The following is a 17,274-nucleotide window of genomic DNA, read 5'->3' on the forward strand; positions in this document are numbered from 1 at the left end:
CGGTCACTGCGGCCAGACTCCCGAGCTTCCTCGACGCCACGATCCGACCAGATGGGTGTCGACGATGCCGACCGCCTCCATCAGGGCGTACATCGTGGTCGGACCGACGAACCTGAATCCCCGGGCCCGCAACTCCTTGGCCAGTGCGCGCGACTCCGCCGAGACGGTGGGAACCTCGGCCAGGGTGCGCGGGGCGGGAGTGGTCGACGGCCGGAAGGACCAGATGAGATCGGCAAGTCCACCGTCGGACCTCAGCCTCATGGTCGCTCGCGCGTTGTCGATGGTCGCGGTGATCTTGAGCTTGTTGCGCACGATGGCGGAGTCGTTCATCAACCGCTCGACGTCATCGGCGGCGAACCGGGAGACCACCTCGGGCTGGAAGTCGCGGAAGGCCTGCCGGAACCCCTCGCGCTTGCGGAGGATGGTGAGCCAGGACAGCCCCGACTGGAAGGCCTCCAGAGACAGCCTCTCGAAGAGGCCGCGCTCGTCGCGGACCGGCAACCCCCACTCGGAGTCGTAGTACTCGCGCAGCAGCGGATCGGACACCGCCCACGCCGGTCGAGCCAGCCCGTCCGGGCCCACCACAAGGTCCTTTCCCACGACCCTCACCCTACTGGTTCATCCTCAGGACGCTAACTCCCCCGAGGCCGCCCAGGAGTCGATCCAGGCACGGTGCACCCGCAGATCGGTGCTCTCCTCGGGATGGAAGGAGTAGCCGGTGACGGCGCCCTGGCGCACCCCCACCACCCGACTCTCGTCCAGTCGGGCCACGGCACGCACACCGGGTCCCAGCTCGGTGATGACCGGGGCTCGGATGAAGGTGGCCGGCACCGGATCGGCGACCCCGTCGACCGACAGGAGGGTCTCGAAGGAGTCCAGCTGCGTCCCGAAGGCATTGCGTCTCACGGTGATGTCCAGCACCCCCAGGGTCTGCTGGCCGGGTGCGGCCCCTCGAATCCGGCAGGCCAGGTAGATCAGCCCGGCGCAGGTGGCCAGGGTGGGCAGCCCCGTCGCGATCGCCGCCCTGAGCGGTTCGGCCAGTCCGAAGGTGCGGGCGAGCTTGTCGATGACGGTGGACTCGCCGCCGGGCAGGACGATACCGTCCAGACCCGCCAGATCGGCGGGTCTGCGCACCTGGGTGGTCTCGACGCCGAGCCGGTGCAGTGCCTCGCGGTGCTCGGCGACCCCTCCCTGGAGGGCCAGGACGCCGACCCTCACCAGCCACGCTCCGCGAGACGGTGCGGGGCGGGCACGTCGGCGACGTTGATCCCCACCATCGCCTCACCGAGCCCCCGGGAGACCTCGGCGATGACATCGGGATCATCGAAGGCGGCGGTGGCCTTCACGATGGCGGCGGCCCGTTTGGCGGGACTGCCGGACTTGAAGATCCCCGATCCCACGAAGACCCCTTCCGCCCCCATCTGCATCACCAGCGCGGCGTCTGCCGGAGTGGCCACTCCCCCGGCCACGAAGAGCACCACGGGCAGCGCCCCGGTGCGCGCCACCTCGCGCACCAGCTCGTAGGGAGCCGCCAGCTCCTTGGCGGCGACGTACAGCTGGTCGGCGTCCATGCTGGACAGGTTGTGGATCTGGCTGCGGATGGTCCGCAGGTGCTTGACGGCCTCGGAGACGTCGCCGGTGCCCGCCTCGCCCTTGGACCGGATCATCGCCGCTCCCTCGGTGATCCGGCGCAGCGCCTCCCCCAGGTTGGTGGCCCCGCACACGAAGGGCACGGTGAAGTCCCACTTATTGATGTGATTGGCGTAGTCGGCGGGGCTGAGCACCTCGGACTCGTCGATGTAGTCGACCTTGAGGGAGGCCAGCACCTGGGCCTCGACGAAGTGCCCGATCCGCGTTTTGGCCATCACCGGGATGGAGACGGCGTCGATGATCCCGTCGATGAGGTCCGGATCGCTCATCCGGGCCACCCCGCCCTGGGCCCGGATGTCGGCGGGCACCCGCTCCAGAGCCATCACGGCCACCGCCCCGGCGTCCTCGGCGATGCGGGCCTGATCAGGGGTGACGACGTCCATGATGACGCCGCCCTTGAGCATGTCCGCCAGTCCGCGCTTGACCCTGGAGGTGCCCGTCTGGGCCTCGTCCTGTGTGTTCTCAGCTGTCATGAGGCCATCCAAGTCCTGCAAAGTGGTCTGTTCCAAGATCCAAATCGCACCACTTGCACTGGTCCACTCTCCCGGTCAGACTGGTCGGGTGAGACGGGACCTGGTGATCGATCTGCCGCTGAGGGTGGAGCGCGGCGGGTCCCGGACACTGTCGGTCCAGCTCGCCGACCAGATCAGGACGCTCATCTCCTCGGGCCGCGTGCGTCCGGGTGACCATCTGCCGAGCACCCGGCAGGCGGCGGCCCGTCTGGGTGTCTCCCGGGGGTGTGTGACCTCGGCCTACGACCAGCTCCAGGCCGAGGGGTACCTGGTCGCGGCGCACGGCTCGGGGACCTCCGTCAACCGGCGTCTCGACGGGCTGCACGCCGGGACGCCGTCCACCGTCCGCACCGGGACTGTCGGGCATGGCGCCGAGGTCCCCGACCGGCCGCATCTGCTGGACCTGCGCCCCGGACAGCCCGACACCTCCTCACTGGCCGACTCGGTGTGGCGCGGTGCCTGGCGCGAGGCGGTGTCCTCCCCGCCGGGACCGGTCGAGGACCCGCTGGGACTGTGGGAGCTGCGATGCCAGATCGCCGAGCACCTGCGTCAGATGCGCGGCCTGATCGCCACCCCGGACCGGGTGGTGGTGACGGCCGGGGCCCGCGAGGGGCTGGCCACCGTGCTGGGGACCTGGGCCACCCCGGACCGGGCGGTGCTGCGGATCGGGGTGGAGTCGCCGGGCTATCCCAGCCTGCGCCGGGTGCCGCCGGCACTGGGCCACCGGACCGTCGACCTGGCCACTGACGCGCACGGCCTGCGCACCGACTCGCTGCCCGACGGACCCGGGGATGGGCTGGACGCCGTCCTGGTGACGCCGAGCCACCAGTACCCCTACGGCGGGTCCCTCGATGCCGAGCGCCGGGTGGCCCTGACCGCCTGGGCGAGCGGCCACCACAGCTGGCTGATCGAGGACGACTTCGACTCCGAGCTGCGACACGTCGGGTCCCCGCTGCCCGCCCTGGCGGCGATGGCCCCCGATCTCACCGTGCTGCTGGGAACGTTCTCCTCACTGCTGAGCCCATCGGTGGCCTGCGGCTACCTGGTCCTGCCGGCCTCCCTGGTGGCGCCGGTGGGACGGCGCCGGCAGGCCCTCGGACAACCGGTCGGGGCCCTGGTGCAGACCGCCCTGGCGCACTACCTGGCCAGCGGTGCGCTGCGGCGACGCACCCAGCGGATGCGGCGCATCTACCGACGGCGCCGCCAGATGGTCATCGACACCCTCGGCGATCTGCCCGGGGCGCGCCTGCAACCGATCAACGGCGGCCTCCAGGCGGTCCTGGTGTGCCGGGGCGAGGAGACCGGTCTGGTCGAGTGCTGCCGGCGGGCGGGGGTCGGTGTCACGCCGCTTTCGTCCTACTGGGGAGGCGCCGGCGCCGAGCACGGCCTGGTGCTGGGGTTCGGCGCACACGACGACGCCACCCTGGCGCACAGTCTGCGCAGGGTGGCGTCGTTCATCGGGGGCCGGATCGACCCCGTGTGAGCGGGTTCAGTCGAGGTACCCCTTGAACAGGTCGGTGGACTCGTAGCGCTCGGCGGTGTCGGCGATCACCGTGACGATCGTCTTGCCCTCGTTCTCGGGCCGGGCGGCCAGCTGTGCGGCCGCCTGGAGAGCCCCGCCGCCGGAGATTCCGGTGATGATGCCCTCCTCGGAGGCGGCCCGACGGGCCAGCTCGATGGCCTCGTCGCCGGGCACCAGGAGAATCTCGTCGACGATCGACTTGTCGAGGTTCTTCGGGACGAAGCCCGGGCCCCAGCCCTGGATCTTGTGGGGGGCCTTCTGGCCCTTGGTGATCACCGGGGACTCGGCGGGCTCGGCGCCGACCGCCTTGATCTGGGGGTTCTTCTCCTTGAGGTACCGGCCGGCGCCCGAGATGGTGCCGCCGGTGCCGATGCCGGCGACCAGGATGTCGACGGTGCCGTCGGTGTCCTCCCAGATCTCCTCACCGGTGGTGTCGTGGTGGATGGCCGGGTTGGCGGGGTTGTCGAACTGCGCGGCGAGGATCGATCCGGGGGTCTCGGCGACGATCTCGGCGGCCCGCTTGTTGGCTCCGGGGACGCCCTCGGCTCCGGGGGTGAGGACGAGCTCGGCACCCAGCAGACGCAGCAGCGAGCGACGCTCCTTCGACATCGTCTCCGGCAGGGTGATGATCACCTTGTAGCCGCGCGCCGCGCCGACCAGGGCCAAGCCGATACCGGTGTTGCCGGAGGTGGCCTCGACGATGGTGCCGCCCGGCTTGAGCTCACCGGACTTCTCGGCGGCGTCGACGATCGACTTGGCGATCCGGTCCTTGACGCTGGAGGCGGGGTTGAAGTACTCCAGCTTCGCCAGGATGGTGGCCTTGGCGTCGGGGAAGAGCTTGTTGATCCTCACGAGGGGGGTGCCACCGATGAGCTCGGTGACGTCGTTGGCGATCTTGGCCATGGTCTCTTGCTGTCCTTTGCGGTAGTGCGTCCCCGGGGGTTCGGGGACTGTCTGGGTGTTCACGGATGACGTGGTGATGATGCTGGTGTGCTGGTTCTGGAGGACTGGTGGGCGCCCGCGTCGGACCTCATCGGTTCGCGAGGGCCTGGTCCGGACCTCCGGGTCGAGGGCTGCGGGGCCCAGCCGGTTCCGACGAGACGTCTGCAATACTGACGAGACGACCAGGAGCCGAGTGCCGGTGATCCGGGTACCGTCAACCGGGGGCTGATCGGCGCGGGATCGGGGCTCGCTCGCAGATGAGCTGCCCGTGGCCTCATCGGTCCAGGACCGGGTTCAGCGGCAACAGCTGCTGGTCACCGGACAGGAGGGCATTCGGCAGGCCGGCATCGACATCATGACCACGCATGATGCGTGTGCCATCACTGCGGTGCGCCGTGTCTCCACCTGGCTGTCCTCTCCTCGACGTGCTCCCGACCCTGCGACCACCGCGGTCCTCAGGACTGGCCGTCGAGCACTGGTGTCACTTTAGGCACGGGGTCATCGGGTTGCCAAGACACTCGCCGATTTCTTCCGGAATCTGAGATTTGATATCACATTGTGGAACTCTCGGTGATCCGTCCGGAGATCTCGTCGAGGAACGCCGCCACTCCCTCGGGGCCGTCGCACAGCACATCGGCCGACCGTGCCACCCGTGGCTGCTCGGCCGACCAGGACACCACCCTGGCCCCCGGCCTGCCCTCGCCGATCCACTCCTCGACGACGGCCATCGCCGGCAGATCGCCGAGGTCGTCGCCGCACATCAGCAGCACCGAGGGCATGCGTTCGGCGATCAGCCGGCGCAGGGCGTCCCCCTTGGTGGTCTGCCAGGCCTTGAGCTCGACGACGTCGCGGCCCTCCTCCACGGCCAGCCCGAGCTCCCCGGCGAGATCGCGGGCCACCGGCCCCAGCAGCGCCAGGGCCCGGTCGTGCTCGACGGCTCGGCGGGTGTGCAGCACCACCGCGCTGCCCTTGTCCTCGACCATCGTCCCGGCCATCGCGGGATCGGCGGCCACCGCTCGGTCCACCGCCTCCTGGAGCCGGTGGCGGGCCTGCCCCATCACGGCGGGAGGCTCGGGGACCTGCAGCTGCCCGGTGCCCACGTCGTAGCGCTCGACCCCGTACAGACCCAGCATCACCAGATGGTCCAGTCCGCCGCGCCGGTCGACGTCGACCATCTCCCGCGCCCGGGCGACCGGACGTCCGGTGATCACCGCCAGGGTGCCGACCCGTCCGTCCAGCCCCGCCAGGGCCCGGCGGGCCCGCTCGCTCACCGCGGCCCTGGTCGGGTCGGCGACGATCGGGGACAGGGTGCCGTCCACATCGCTGGCCAGCAGGGTTCCGGCCGGGTCGTGGCCCACCGCTCGCGCCACGGCCCGTCCGGCAGGGGTCAGTGCCACCCATCCGTCGGCCGGTGGCGGGGAGCAGGAGTCCAGATCGGTGTTCGTCGTCTCGCTCACCCGTCCATCGTCACACATCGCCGAACCGGGCCCGGCGCGGACCGGTTGATACGGTGGCCACGGTGTGCCGCCTGCCGGGCAGAGCAATCTGAGACAGGACAACTCGAAGGGGATCACATGTCCGAGACCGTCCAGGAGAAGGCGAGCTTTCTCGTCGTCGCCAACCGACTTCCCGTGGACCGGGTGACCAGCGAGGACGGCACCGAGTCCTGGCGCTCCTCCCCCGGTGGGCTGGTCACCGCCCTCGAACCGGTGATGCAGTCGCGCGGCGGCGCATGGATCGGATGGCACGGCGCCCCCGACGAGAGGGTCGAGCCCTTCCACCACGACGGCTACGACATCATCCCGGTCCCGCTGTCGAGCCAGGACGTCGAGCGGTTCTACGAGGGGTTCTCGAACGCGACGCTGTGGCCGTTGTTCCACGACTGCATCGCCGAACCGGTCTTCCACCGCGAGTGGTGGGACGCCTTCCGCGAGGTCAATCAGCGATTCGCCAGGGTGGCCGCCGAGCACGCCGAGCAGGGCGCCACGGTGTGGATCCAGGACTACCAGCTCCACCTGGTCCCCCAGATGCTGCGCGAGATGCGCCCCGACCTGCGGATCGGCTTCTTCCTGCACATCCCCTTCCCGCCCCCGGAGCTGTTCACTCGGATGCCCTGGCGCAAGGAACTCATCGAGGGGGTGCTCGGCGCCGACCTGATCGGCTTCCAGTTCCCCGGCTGCGTCTCGAACTTCCTGCGGCTGGCCCGCAGGCTCCCCGACGTCGAGGGGGCCCGCGGCCGGGTCCACATGCCCGACGGCAGGATGGTCGTCGTCAAGGCCTTCCCGATCTCGATCGACGCCGTCGGGATGCGCAACCTGGCCAACTCCCCGCAGGTCCTGGCCGAGGCGCAGAAACTGCGTCAGGAACTGGGCGACCCGTCGACCATCCTGTTCGGGGTGGACCGGCTGGACTACAGCAAGGGGCTGAGAAACCGCGTGCGGGCGATCGGCGAGCTCTTCGAGAGCCGTGACCTGGACCCCGAGCAGGTGGTCTTCCTCCAGCTGGCGACCCCCTCCCGCGAACGGGTCAAGGAGTACCGGATGCTGCGCAACGACATCGATCTGCTGGTCGGCCGGATCAACTCCCAGAGCACCTCCCTGGCCCGCAGCCCGATCGCCTACCGCTACACCTCGGTGCCGCGCGAGACCCTGGCTGCGATGTACCAGATCGCCGATCTGATGATCGTCACCCCGCTGCGGGACGGCATGAACCTGGTCGCCAAGGAGTACGTGGCCTGCCGGTCCCGCAACGACTCGGCCCTGGTGCTCTCGGAGTTCGCGGGAGCGGCGCTGGAGCTGCGTCAGGCCTACATGGTCAACCCCTATGACATCGACGGGATGAAGGCGAGCATCCTGCAGGCCCTCCACGAGTCGCCGCGGGTCAAGGCCCGCAAGATGCGCGCGATGCGCAAGCAGGTCTTCGACCACGACATCAATGTGTGGGCCGACTCCTTCCTCACCGAGCTCGAGAGCAACTGAGCCCGCGAACAACTGCCCTCGAGAACAGCTGACGAGAACAGCTGGGCGGACGCCGTCCGGCGGCGCCGCTCAGCGCGGCTGGTCCGCGATGCGGGTGCCCTGCGGGGTGCGGTCGAGCTGCCACTGCCGGTCGATCCGCAGCCTCTCGGCCAGCGTGCCGTCGTGGGTGACCACCAGCAGCGCCCCGCGGTAGTCGGCCAGCGCCTCCACCAGATGATCGGTCGAGGCCATGTCGAGGTTGTTCGTCGGCTCGTCGAGGACCAGCAGCTGCGGGGCGGGGCGGGCGAACAGCATCCGTGCCAGGGCGACCCGGAACCGCTCCCCTCCCGACAGGTCCGCGATCGGCCGCTCCACCGTCGCCGCCCCTATCAGGACCCGCGCCAGCAGGGCCCTGGCCTCGTTCGGGGAGCTGTCGGGGCAGGCCCGGCGCACCGCGTCCAGAGGCGTGGCGAAGGCCGACAGGTCGTCGCGCTGGCCGATCAGACCCACCGGGACCCTGGGGGCCAGCGCACTGGTCACGGGTTCGGCGAACAGTTCAGCCGACCGGACCGCCAGCCCGGGATCGGTGCTGCCCAGGGCGATCTGCACCAGGGTCGACTTCCCGATGCCGTTGGGCCCGGTGAGCCGGATCCGCTCCGGACCGTCCATCCGCAGCGTCCGGTCCCCCACCTGGAGGGCCAGCAGCTGTCTGCCCTGGGGCACCGCGGTGTCGGGAAGGTCGATGCGGATCCGGTCGGGACGCCGTGCCGCGGCGTCGGCACGATCTCTGGCGGCGGCCGCCTCGTCGGCCTGCTCCTCGCGCGCCTGGCGCCGTGAGGCCGAGTTCTTCTCGGCCTTGTTGACGAAGAAGTGCACCGCCCCCTTGCCCATCCCCGAGGTTGCCGCCTCCCGGCGTCCCACCCTGTCGCGCTGGGCGCGGTGCTGCTGGTCGGCGGCCGCCTGCCGCCGGACCCTGCGCACCTCCGCCTCGGCCTGGCGCAGCCGCTGGTCGGCACTCTGCTGCTCGCTGCGTCTCAGCTCCTGGTATCCCGACAGGGTCCCGGAGAACAGTCTGGCCCCCTCGGGGCTGCCGGGGTCGAGCTCGACGATGGCGTCGACGTGCTCGAGCAGCTCGCGGTCGTGGGAGACCACCAGCACCGATCCGGACCAGTGGTCCAGGGCGTCGTGGAGCCGGGCCCGGGAGTCGGCGTCCAGGTTGTTGGTCGGCTCGTCGAGAAGGCTGACGTCGGCGCCGGCCAGTCTCACCCCGGCCAGCCCGACCAGGGTCGCCTCACCGCCGGACAGGCTGGTGGCCGGCCGGTCGAGGAGGTGCTCGTCGGCGGGTATGCCGAGGCCGGCCAGCTGGGCGACGGCCCGGGGCTCGATGTCCCAGTCGTCGCCGATGGTTGCGTAGGCGGCGGGGTCCACCGAACCGGCCTCCACGGCTCTGAGGGCCGAGCGCACCGGGGCGATGCCGAGCAGCTCGGCGACCGTGGTGCCGGGTCGGGAGGCGACGTCCTGGCGCAGCAGGGCGACGGTGCCGGTGACCCGGACGGTTCCCGCGGTCGGTGTGAGGTCGCCGGTCAGCAGGCGCAGCAGGGTGGTCTTGCCGGTGCCGTTGTCACCGATGAGGCCGGTGCGTCCGGTGGGCGCGGTGAGGCTGAGGTCGGTGAGGACGGGGGTTCCGTCCGGCCATGAGAAGGACAGGTGGTCGACGACGACCGATGGGTGTGAAGACATGAGGATCCTGGGTGCTCGGGTGTGCAGGGCCGTGCGGCAGCCGCCAGAGCGGGTGCCATCCTCAGTGCGTCAACGTTCCTCCTGGTTCGGGGCGCAGACCACTGTACCGCCTTGGCTCGACGACCCCCCTGTGACGGGTGTGGACAACTTTTTTTCTGTCCACAGATCGACTGCCGGCCCTCGACGCAGACTCGCGCCGGGGGTGAGCCTCGGTGCATGAACTTCGCAGAATTCATCAGTCGTGCCGGATCGGGTCGTCTCACGGCGGGCCAGCAGCACCGCCTGTTCCTCATGATGGAGGCCGGCCTGGTGGCTCAAGCCGTGAGGCACGGCGACCTGGTCGTGGCCACCGATGCGACCACCGGGGAGCTGGACAGACTCATCGAGGAGGGCCGGCGGGCCCACGAACGGCTGTGGCAGTCCAATCTCCCCCTGGCCATGAGAATCGCCGGGGAGACCGGCCGCTCCCGGGCGGTGGCCTCGGAGGATCTCATCCAGGCCGCCTGCGTCGGGCTGGCGGAGGCCCTGATGCGCTTCGATCCGCGCCGGGGGCTGAAGTTCTCCACCTACGCGTGGCCCGCGATCCGGCGTCGGGTCGCCGAGGAGCTGATGGGAGGAGACTCGTCGCGACCGGTCTGGCGCAGGCGGACCGAGTGCGCGGTCGACCGCCGGGAGATGACCCTCACGATGGAGCTGGGCCGGCCGCCCGGGGACGCCGACATCGCCACCGACCTGGGAGTCGATGTCGCCTGGGTCCGAGATCGTCGGGGACGCCGTGGCGATGTCCCGATCGGTGAGGCATGGCTGCTGGAGCAGCTGATGCCCCGCGGCGACGCCGCCGAACCGGACGAGCACTGGCTGACCGAGGCCCGTCGGCAGCTGCCGCAGCTGCAGCGACGCATCATCGATGCCCACTTCGGCCTCGGGGGCCGGGCAGTGCCACGCCACAGGCTGGCGGCCGAGCTGGGGATCAGCGACCGGGCGGTGCGTCGGATGGAGCTGCGCGCACTGGAGCTGATGCGCGATCTGGCGGCCCGTCACAGGGAGGAGTCGTGACGCGGGAGAATGTCCCCATGGCCCAGTTCTGGAAGCGTCTCATCGACTCCGCCTCGGCGCACCGGCGCCCCGATCCCCCGGTGATGGCCGCGGTGGCGGCGGTGATCGGGGTTGACGAACCCCACCTGCTTGCGTGGGGGGAGGGTCATCACGGGGACACACCGGTCACGGTGGTCGCCGTCGACGAGGGTCTAGCCCTGGTCGACCCCCAGGGCGGCGCCGAGGCGGTGGCCTGGCACGAGGTGGTGCGCGGCGGCTGGCGGGAGGAGGGATCGACCCTGTGGTGGTCCTTCCTCGACCAGCAGTCCGACGAGGTGAGGCTGGAAGAGCCCGGCGACCTTCCGGAGGTCTTCAACGACCGGGTGACGGCGTCCATCGTGGTACGCGAGCCGGTCCCCGCCGAGGGAGGCACCGTCGTCATCGCCGGACGTCGCCGGCTCGGCCGGCTGGACACCGGCCAGATCCTGTGGACGGCGATCGCCGACGGTGACGCCGATCTCACCAGCCCCGACATCGAGAGGCGGGTCCTGGATCGCACCGCAGCACTGCAGAAGGAGTGGCGCTGAGGGGTCCGAGATCCCCCCGGTGCCGCCGCTTTTGCACCGCACCGGGGAGGCTGCTAGAGTCTGATCTCGCGTCAAGGCGCCGTTGATCCCCTGTAGCTCAATTGGCAGAGCATCTGACTGTTAATCAGAGGGTTACTGGTTCGAGTCCAGTCGGGGGAGCCATCGCACGCACGGGCCGGGCCTTACAGGCCCGCCCGGCGGCCAAGATCGGCCATCACCCAGCATCGTTGCGGGTAGGCCGACCCGGTTTTCCTCGCTCATCCCCGTTCTCTCATCACCGGTGGAACGACTCGCTCGTCCAACCGGAGCTCTCAGGCCTCGCGTCGGCCCGTGGCCCTGCGCAGACTCGGCAGCCCGATGATCATGCAGAGCACCATCAGCCATGCCGAGCCGACCACCACCAGGAACCCGCCGTGGGCACCCGATCCGTCGATGATCCGGCCGGCCAGGGTCGAGCCGGCCGAGGACCCGACATTCATCGCCGTGATGGTCCAGGTGAGTCCCTCGGTGAGCTGAGCCGGGGTCACCACCCGGGCCACGATGGTGTTGACATTGGTCATCGTCGGAGCACAGGTCACCCCGGTCACCAGCATGACCAGCCCCAGAACCAGCAGACTGTGCGCCAGCAGGAAGGTCGAGGCACCCACCGCCAGCAGCAGGATGCCGGCCGCGAAGAGCTTCCACAGCGGTTGACGCCAGACCCGCGAGCCGTAGAACAGCCCGGACAGGAAGGACCCGGTGGAGAAGAAGGCCAGCAGGATCCCGGCCATCGCGGCCGCCCCGTGCTCACGGGTGAACGCCACCACCGACACGTCATTGGCCCCGAACAGCGCGCCGGCGCCGATGTAGGTCGCCATCAGGACCAGGATCACGGGATTCCTCAGCACGCTCGGCCGCCTCTCCCCCGGCACCCGGGGAGTGGGGGCGGGCTCCGAGGAGGTCTGGGCGAAGAAGGCCAGCCCACCGGCCACGAAGCAGACGGTGGCCAGCACCAGTCCGCTCACCGGGTGGATGGCGGCACCCAGCACCGTCGACAGCACCGGGCCCACGATGAAGATGAACTCGTCGACCGCCGACTCCAGGGCATAGGCGGTGTGCAGCTGCCCCGGGGACGCGACCACCTTCGACCACCGCGAACGGACCAGGGATCCCGGCGACCCCCAGGTCGCACCGCCCACCACAGAGAGGGCGAAGAGCACCCAGACCGGGGACCGCGTCACGATGGCCGCCGCCAGCAGCGCCATCGACGCCGACGAGATGAGAATGGAGGGCGCCATCACGCGGCGCTGGCCGTGGCTGTCGACCAGTCGGGCCAGCAGCGGTGCGCACAGGCAGCTGGTGAGAAGGCTCGCCGCCCCGACGGCCCCGGCCAGGGTGTAGTTGCCGTAGGCGGCGCGCACCGACAGGATGATGGCGATTCCGACCAGCGACATCGGCAGTCTCATCAGCGCTCCCGGCAGCGAGAACCGCCAGGCCCCGTTGGTGCGCAGCACGTCGGCGTAGGTCGAGAACACGATGGGCCATGCTACCGGGCGGTGCCGGTGTGGCTACTGGACCTCGATGCTGCCCGAGCCGGCCGAGATGAGCTCCTTGCGCAGCGCCTCCAGTTCCACCAGATCGGCGAACATCGCGTTGTAGGCTCCCCGGTCGGTGGTGGGGTTGGTGCGCTGCAACCGTGACTTCAGATCGGCGATGTCATCGGTGACCGACAGCAGCCGCACCCGGGCGGCGTAGGCCGCGGCGTACCGGGCATCGGGTTCGGCCGACAGCACGGGCTCCACCAGCAGGGCGACCTCCAACTGCCGCACGATCGGGTCTGAGGTGGCCTCGCTCACCGCCTGGGACCAGCCCTCGGGGACCACCGGCACCGAGGTGGCGGCCTCGAAGACGGCCCGGTAGGCGGGGTGGCGGAAGTCGGCCGGCTCGACCAGGTCCCAGTCGGCGTCGAACAGGTCGGGGCGCTGGAGGAGGAGTTTGAGCAGCCCTCGTTCGGCGGCCAGCCGCCGGTCGGCCGGATCGGGCCACGGCATCGAGGGGGCGGCCGGGGCCTGCGGGGCGGGATCGGCCACCTCGGGGAGCACCCTGAGAGTCGGCCGCAAGTCTGCCGGCGGGGCCGGGTTGCGACGGGTGCGGGCCACCTCCCGGCGCACCTCGTCGACGTCCATCCCGACGATCTGGGAGAGCTCGCGCAGGTAGCCGTCGACCAGTGAGGAGTCCCGGATGCTGGTGACCAGGGGGGCGGCGGCGCGCACCGCGGCGACCCTCCCGTCGGCACGGTCGAGGTCGAAGTCGTGGACGACGTTGTCCATCACGTAGCGGTACAGCGGAATGCGCCGGGCGACCAGCTCGCGGACCGCCTCGGGGCCGTGCTGGATGCGCAGGTCGCAGGGGTCCAGGCCGTTCGGCTCCACCGCGACATAGGTCTGGGAGACGAACTCCGAGTCCCCCTGGTAGACCTTCAGGGCGGCCTTGCGGCCGGCGGCGTCCCCGTCGAAGGTGAACACCACCTCCCCCGACAGGGCGCCGTTGTTGCCCATCAGGCGTTGCAGCAGCCGGGCGTGGTCGGAGCCGAAGGCGGTCCCGCAGGAGGCCACCGCGGTGTCCACCCCGGACAGGTGGGCAGCCATCACATCGGTGTACCCCTCCATCACCACCGCCTGCCTCTTCCTGCCGATGTTGGTGCGCGACAGATCCAGGCCGTAGAGGACGTGGGACTTCTTGTAGACCACCGTCTCGGGGGTGTTGATGTACTTGGCCGGCAGCCGGTCGTCGTCGTAGACCCGGCGGGCGCCGAATCCCAGCACCGACTTGCCGGAGTCCTTGATGGGCCACAGCACCCGGCCCTGGAAGAAGTCCCAGCCCTTCTCACGAACCAGCCCCGAACTCACCAGCGCCTTGGGGCTGAACCCCTTCGCCAGCAGATGGTCGCGCAGCACGTGGCCGCCGCGCGGGGCGTACCCGATGTGGAAGGTCTCGGCGGCCTCCCGTTCGAAGCCACGACCGTCCAGGAACTGGCGGGCGATGATCCCCTCGGAGGAGCTGACCTGCTGGTGGTAGAACTCTGCGGCAGCGTCGTTGGCCTCCAGGATCTGCAGCCGCAGGCCCGGCTCGATGCCCGGACGCCCGTCGTCGACGATGCGCAGCTGGACCCCGACCTTGTCGGCCAGCCGCTGGACGGCCTCCACGAAGGTGAGGTTGTCGATCTTCTCGACGAAGCTGATGACGTCGCCGCCCTCACCGCAGCCGAAGCAGTAGAACAGGCCGCGCGAGGGGGTCACCTGGAAGCTGGGGGTGCGCTCGTCGTGGAAGGGGCACAGTCCCTTCAGCGAGCCGCCGCCGGCATTGCGCAGCTGGACGTACTCGCCCACGATCTCGTCGATCCTCGCCCGCTCGCGGACCAGCGCGATGTCCTCATCGTTGATCCGTCCGGCCATGGGTCCACATCCTAGTGCCGTTGCCGGGACCGGGCTCAGAACCCTCGACCCAGCCAGCGGGGCAGCCTCGCACGGTCCCAGCCGAGCAGCTCCTCGGCGCAGCTGAAGGCGAACTGATCGGTCATCCCCGCCACATAGGCGACCACCTGGTGCACCCGGTCGGCGCCGCTGGAGAGGAACTCCTGGGGCACCAGTTCGAGGTGCTCCAGGTAGTAGGAGACCAGTCCGCGCAGGACAGAGATGACCGCCTCGCTCTGGGCCTGGGACTCCGGGCGGGTGTAGATCCGTTCGTAGTTGAACTCCCGCAGCCCGGCCAGCGCCCGGGCGGCGTCGGCCCCCATCACCACCTCCCCAGTGGCGCAGGTGGCACCGATGACCGAGCGGATGAAGGTTGCCAGCTGGGTCCGCCGGTCGTCGCCGACGACCTCGCGCACCGATCGGGGAATCTGCCCGGTGGTGACGATGCCGGCGCGCTGGGCGTCCTCCAGATCGTGGGCGCAGTAGGCGATCCGGTCGGCGAAGGAGACCACCTCCCCCTCCACGGTCATCGGCGCCGGTCGCGACCAGGAGTGGTTGCGGATCCCGTCCAGGGTCTCGGCGCACAGGTTGAGCGAGATGAGGGCCACATCGGCCCCCCAGGTGGCGTGGTCGAAGCCCTCAGGCAGGAAGGTGTCGAAGGCCTCCTCGGAGGCGTGACCGCCCGGTCCGTGGCCGCAGTCGTGGCCCAGCGCCATCGCGTCGGCCAGGGTGACGTTGGCCCCGATCCCGGCGGCGATCGACCGGGCGACCTGGGCGACCTCCAGGGCATGGGTCAGCCGGGTGCGCTGGTGGTCGGTGGGCTGGACGACCACCTGGGTCTTGCCGGCCAGCCTGCGGAAGGCGGTGGAGTGGACGATCCGGTCGCGGTCGCGCTCGAAGCAGGTGCGTTGCGGGTCGGGCCGTTCGGCGACCGCCCTGGTTCCGGCGCCGTGGGCCAGGGCAGCACCGGGCCTGAGGGTGGCCGCCTCGCGCTCCTCGCGGGCCCGGCGGTCGACCACCGGTCCCGGCTGAAGTCGGCTGCGGGTGGCCGCGTGGCTCCTCACGACGCCGCCGTCGACGGCGTGGCCCGACATGGTCTGCGCCCAGGCGCGGGATCGGTAGGAGGGTTCAGCCATGGACCCAGCATGCCAAAGACCACCGACAGGTTTCAGCGACCAGTAGTCTTTGCCCATCGTTCCACTGACGGTGACGGGAGGGCCCATGTCACAGGATCCCCGGGGCCCCGGATGGTCCCCACCACACGATCCGCAGTACTCCCAGAACTCCTGTGACTCCTCCTCGGAGGGGTACCAGTCGTATCCCCCCGAGCAGCCCCACCCTGTCGACCAGCCCTACCCTGTCGACCAGCCGTACTCCCCCGGCCCCCAGCAGACGCCGGTGTCCCGATTCGAGAAGCGCTCCGCCAAGGGGGTGATCTCGCTGTGCCTGGTCCTGTGCGCCCTGGGGATCTCCCTGATGCTCAGCTGGATCGCCGGGACCGCGATGGCCGCCTCCAGGCGCCTGCGCAGCCCGGACCTCGACTCTGCTCCGGACGATGGCTCCTTGGTTCCCAGTGCGGCGGACGAGTTCCTCAAGGGGGCCTTCACGCTGGTCCTCCAACTGGTTCCCACCGCGCTGGGCATCGCCGCCCTGGTGGTGGGGATCCTGGCGTGCAAGCACCGCAACAGCAAGCGCCTGGGCATCGTCGCCATCATCATCTCGGTGCTGGCCCCGGTGGTCTCGGCCCTGCTCTTCATGATCGCCATGGCGCCCTCCATCGAGGGCTGAGGCTCACCCCCCGGAGACCCCCAGTTCGGCCTCCGACAGATCGGCATCGTCGAGGGTGCGCCCGTCCAGCCACCCCATCGGCATGACCACCTTGCGCCGGGGACTGCCCTGGCGTCCGCGCGGACGTCCGAGCTCCTTCACCGGGAAGGGCGCGTCGGCGTCGAGGGTGGCCAGCAGGGAGTCCAGCTCCTCGAAGGTGGAGATGGTGCCCAGGGCGTGCCGGGTCGTCCCGCCGACCGGGTAGCCCTTGAGGTACCAGGCCATGTGCTTGCGCATGTCGACCAGTCCGTGCGGACCCTCGTAGCGGACCAGCAGCTCGGCGTGACGACGGATCATCGCGGCGACCTCGCCCAGGGTCGGCAGGGTCCGGGTCCGCTCGCCGGCGAAGGCGTCGGCCAGATCACGGAACAGCCAGGGCCGTCCCAGGCAGCCGCGCCCGACCTCCACCCCGGCGCAGCCGGTGCGGCGAACCATCTCCAGGGCGTCGGAGGCCTCCCAGATGTCGCCGTTGCCGAGCACCGGGACGTCGACCGCCTCGACCAGCCGGGCGATCGCATCCCAGTGGGAGTGGCCGGCGTAGGCCTCGGCGACCGTGCGGGCGTGCAGACAGACCGCTGCCGCCCCGGCGTCTGCGGCCAGCCGGGCCGAGTCCAGATAGGTGATGTGGTCCTCGTCGATCCCGATTCGGGTCTTGACGGTGACCGGCACCCCGTGCCGGTCACCGGCCTCGACGGCAGCCCCGACCACCGCGGAGAACCGGTCGCACTTCCAGGGAAGCACTCCCCCGCCGCCCTTGCGGGTCACCTTGGGGACCGGGCAGCCGAAGTTGAGATCGACGTGGTTGACCCCGAACTGCTCGCACAGGATCTCGGTGGCCTCCCCGATCATCGCCGGGTCGACCCCGTACAGCTGGACCGAACGGACCTTCTCGACATCGGCGAACCGCAGCATCTCGGCGGTCTTGTGGTCCCCGTAGACCAGCCCGCGGGAGGTGATCATCTCGCACACGTAGAGTCCCGCACCCTGCTCGGCGCACAGCTGACGGAAGGCGGCGTTGGTCACCCCGGCCATCGGGGCGAGCACCACGGG

General features: G+C 70.4%; 14 protein-coding genes, 1 tRNA gene and 1 pseudogene. 6 read left to right on the forward strand and 10 right to left on the reverse strand.

Annotation, left to right across the window (positions count from 1 at the left end):
* Positions 1-3: 3 nt before the first annotated feature.
* From FEZ32_RS12445 to pdxS, 3 genes are read right to left on the reverse strand one after another with little or no spacing between them, the layout of a single operon-like run.
* Positions 4-600, reverse strand: coding sequence for a DNA-3-methyladenine glycosylase I (locus FEZ32_RS12445; RefSeq protein WP_269471506.1), 597 nt, complete (start codon positions 598-600; stop codon positions 4-6).
* 24 nt (positions 601-624) lie between these two features.
* The gene (gene pdxT, locus FEZ32_RS12450; RefSeq protein ID WP_097798960.1) at positions 625-1,221 is read right to left on the reverse strand and encodes a pyridoxal 5'-phosphate synthase glutaminase subunit PdxT; all 597 of its coding nucleotides are present in this window, start codon (positions 1,219-1,221) and stop codon (positions 625-627) included.
* On the reverse strand, positions 1,215-2,054 hold the full coding sequence (pdxS, locus tag FEZ32_RS12455; protein ID WP_236082639.1) for a pyridoxal 5'-phosphate synthase lyase subunit PdxS: 840 nt from the start codon (positions 2,052-2,054) through the stop codon (positions 1,215-1,217). Before pdxS ends, pdxT begins: the two co-directional genes overlap by 7 nt.
* A gap of 157 nt (positions 2,055-2,211) precedes the next feature.
* Here pdxS and pdxR point away from each other — a divergent pair, with 157 nt between their 5' ends.
* Positions 2,212-3,645: a MocR-like pyridoxine biosynthesis transcription factor PdxR gene (pdxR, locus tag FEZ32_RS12460; RefSeq protein ID WP_175415793.1), complete on the forward strand. Its 1,434-nt coding sequence runs from the start codon at positions 2,212-2,214 to the stop codon at positions 3,643-3,645.
* Between the two features lie 6 nt (positions 3,646-3,651).
* Here the strand turns inward: pdxR and cysK are convergent, their stop codons facing one another.
* Together cysK and otsB are read right to left on the reverse strand one after the other, a co-directional pair.
* Positions 3,652-4,587 carry a cysteine synthase A gene (cysK, locus tag FEZ32_RS12465; protein WP_028703692.1) on the reverse strand — a complete coding sequence of 312 codons (936 nt, stop codon included), beginning with the start codon at positions 4,585-4,587 and terminating at the stop codon, positions 3,652-3,654.
* Positions 4,588-5,177: 590 nt separating this feature from the next.
* A complete protein-coding gene (gene otsB, locus FEZ32_RS12470; protein WP_232020966.1) occupies positions 5,178-6,083 on the reverse strand; it encodes a trehalose-phosphatase in 906 nt (301 codons plus the stop codon).
* A 117-nt stretch (positions 6,084-6,200) separates the two neighbouring features.
* On the opposite strand from otsB, the gene FEZ32_RS12475 reads away from it, so the two are divergent.
* Positions 6,201-7,604: an alpha,alpha-trehalose-phosphate synthase (UDP-forming) gene (locus FEZ32_RS12475; protein WP_097798962.1), complete on the forward strand. Its 1,404-nt coding sequence runs from the start codon at positions 6,201-6,203 to the stop codon at positions 7,602-7,604.
* A 69-nt stretch (positions 7,605-7,673) separates the two neighbouring features.
* Here the strand turns inward: FEZ32_RS12475 and FEZ32_RS12480 are convergent, their stop codons facing one another.
* Positions 7,674-9,323, reverse strand: coding sequence for an ABC-F family ATP-binding cassette domain-containing protein (locus FEZ32_RS12480; RefSeq protein WP_138680718.1), 1,650 nt, complete (start codon positions 9,321-9,323; stop codon positions 7,674-7,676).
* Positions 9,324-9,539: 216 nt separating this feature from the next.
* On the opposite strand from FEZ32_RS12480, the gene FEZ32_RS12485 reads away from it, so the two are divergent.
* The 3 genes from FEZ32_RS12485 (at position 9,540) to FEZ32_RS12495 (ending at position 11,107) form a co-directional block, all read left to right on the forward strand.
* Positions 9,540-10,379, forward strand: a complete 840-nt coding sequence (locus FEZ32_RS12485; RefSeq protein WP_036982255.1) for a sigma-70 family RNA polymerase sigma factor — start codon at positions 9,540-9,542, stop codon at positions 10,377-10,379.
* A 17-nt stretch (positions 10,380-10,396) separates the two neighbouring features.
* On the forward strand, positions 10,397-10,945 hold the full coding sequence (locus tag FEZ32_RS12490; RefSeq protein WP_138680719.1) for a hypothetical protein: 549 nt from the start codon (positions 10,397-10,399) through the stop codon (positions 10,943-10,945).
* Between the two features lie 86 nt (positions 10,946-11,031).
* Positions 11,032-11,107 (forward strand) — tRNA-Asn (locus FEZ32_RS12495).
* A 149-nt stretch (positions 11,108-11,256) separates the two neighbouring features.
* Here the strand turns inward: FEZ32_RS12495 and FEZ32_RS12500 are convergent.
* The 3 genes and pseudogenes from FEZ32_RS12500 to FEZ32_RS12510 form a co-directional block, all read right to left on the reverse strand.
* Positions 11,257-12,459: an MFS transporter gene (locus FEZ32_RS12500; protein WP_028703688.1), complete on the reverse strand. Its 1,203-nt coding sequence runs from the start codon at positions 12,457-12,459 to the stop codon at positions 11,257-11,259.
* Between the two features lie 141 nt (positions 12,460-12,600).
* A pseudogene (dnaG, locus tag FEZ32_RS12505) lies at positions 12,601-14,379 on the reverse strand (DNA primase); the annotation flags it as partial.
* A gap of 35 nt (positions 14,380-14,414) precedes the next feature.
* Positions 14,415-15,533, reverse strand: coding sequence for an HD domain-containing protein (locus tag FEZ32_RS12510; RefSeq protein WP_138680721.1), 1,119 nt, complete (start codon positions 15,531-15,533; stop codon positions 14,415-14,417).
* Between the two features lie 85 nt (positions 15,534-15,618).
* On the opposite strand from FEZ32_RS12510, the gene FEZ32_RS12515 reads away from it, so the two are divergent.
* Positions 15,619-16,185 carry a hypothetical protein gene (locus FEZ32_RS12515; protein ID WP_138680722.1) on the forward strand — a complete coding sequence of 189 codons (567 nt, stop codon included), beginning with the start codon at positions 15,619-15,621 and terminating at the stop codon, positions 16,183-16,185.
* Between the two features lie 3 nt (positions 16,186-16,188).
* Here FEZ32_RS12515 and dusB read toward each other — a convergent pair whose 3' ends face one another.
* Positions 16,189-17,256: a tRNA dihydrouridine synthase DusB gene (gene dusB / locus FEZ32_RS12520; protein WP_028703683.1), complete on the reverse strand. Its 1,068-nt coding sequence runs from the start codon at positions 17,254-17,256 to the stop codon at positions 16,189-16,191.
* Positions 17,257-17,274 lie beyond the last annotated feature (18 nt).

Origin of the sequence: Acidipropionibacterium jensenii (assembly GCF_005890135.1) — a bacterium.
In the GTDB taxonomy this organism is placed as follows: Bacteria; Actinomycetota; Actinomycetes; order Propionibacteriales; family Propionibacteriaceae; genus Acidipropionibacterium; species Acidipropionibacterium jensenii.

What these genes read in the sequence shown, in the direction of transcription:
- pdxS (WP_236082639.1), bottom strand. Translation starts at nt 2,054, where the DNA reads ATGCTCAAGGGCGGCGTCATCATGGACGTCGTCACCCCTGATCAGGCC.
- cysK (WP_028703692.1), bottom strand. Translation starts at nt 4,587, where the DNA reads ATGGCCAAGATCGCCAACGACGTCACCGAGCTCATCGGTGGCACCCCC.
- FEZ32_RS12475 (WP_097798962.1), top strand. Translation starts at nt 6,201, where the DNA reads ATGTCCGAGACCGTCCAGGAGAAGGCGAGCTTTCTCGTCGTCGCCAAC.
- FEZ32_RS12480 (WP_138680718.1), bottom strand. Translation starts at nt 9,323, where the DNA reads ATGTCTTCACACCCATCGGTCGTCGTCGACCACCTGTCCTTCTCATGG.
- FEZ32_RS12485 (WP_036982255.1), top strand. Translation starts at nt 9,540, where the DNA reads ATGAACTTCGCAGAATTCATCAGTCGTGCCGGATCGGGTCGTCTCACG.
- FEZ32_RS12490 (WP_138680719.1), top strand. Translation starts at nt 10,397, where the DNA reads ATGGCCCAGTTCTGGAAGCGTCTCATCGACTCCGCCTCGGCGCACCGG.
- FEZ32_RS12510 (WP_138680721.1), bottom strand. Translation starts at nt 15,533, where the DNA reads ATGGCTGAACCCTCCTACCGATCCCGCGCCTGGGCGCAGACCATGTCG.
- FEZ32_RS12515 (WP_138680722.1), top strand. Translation starts at nt 15,619, where the DNA reads ATGTCACAGGATCCCCGGGGCCCCGGATGGTCCCCACCACACGATCCG.
- dusB (WP_028703683.1), bottom strand. Translation starts at nt 17,256, where the DNA reads ATGGCCGGGGTGACCAACGCCGCCTTCCGTCAGCTGTGCGCCGAGCAG.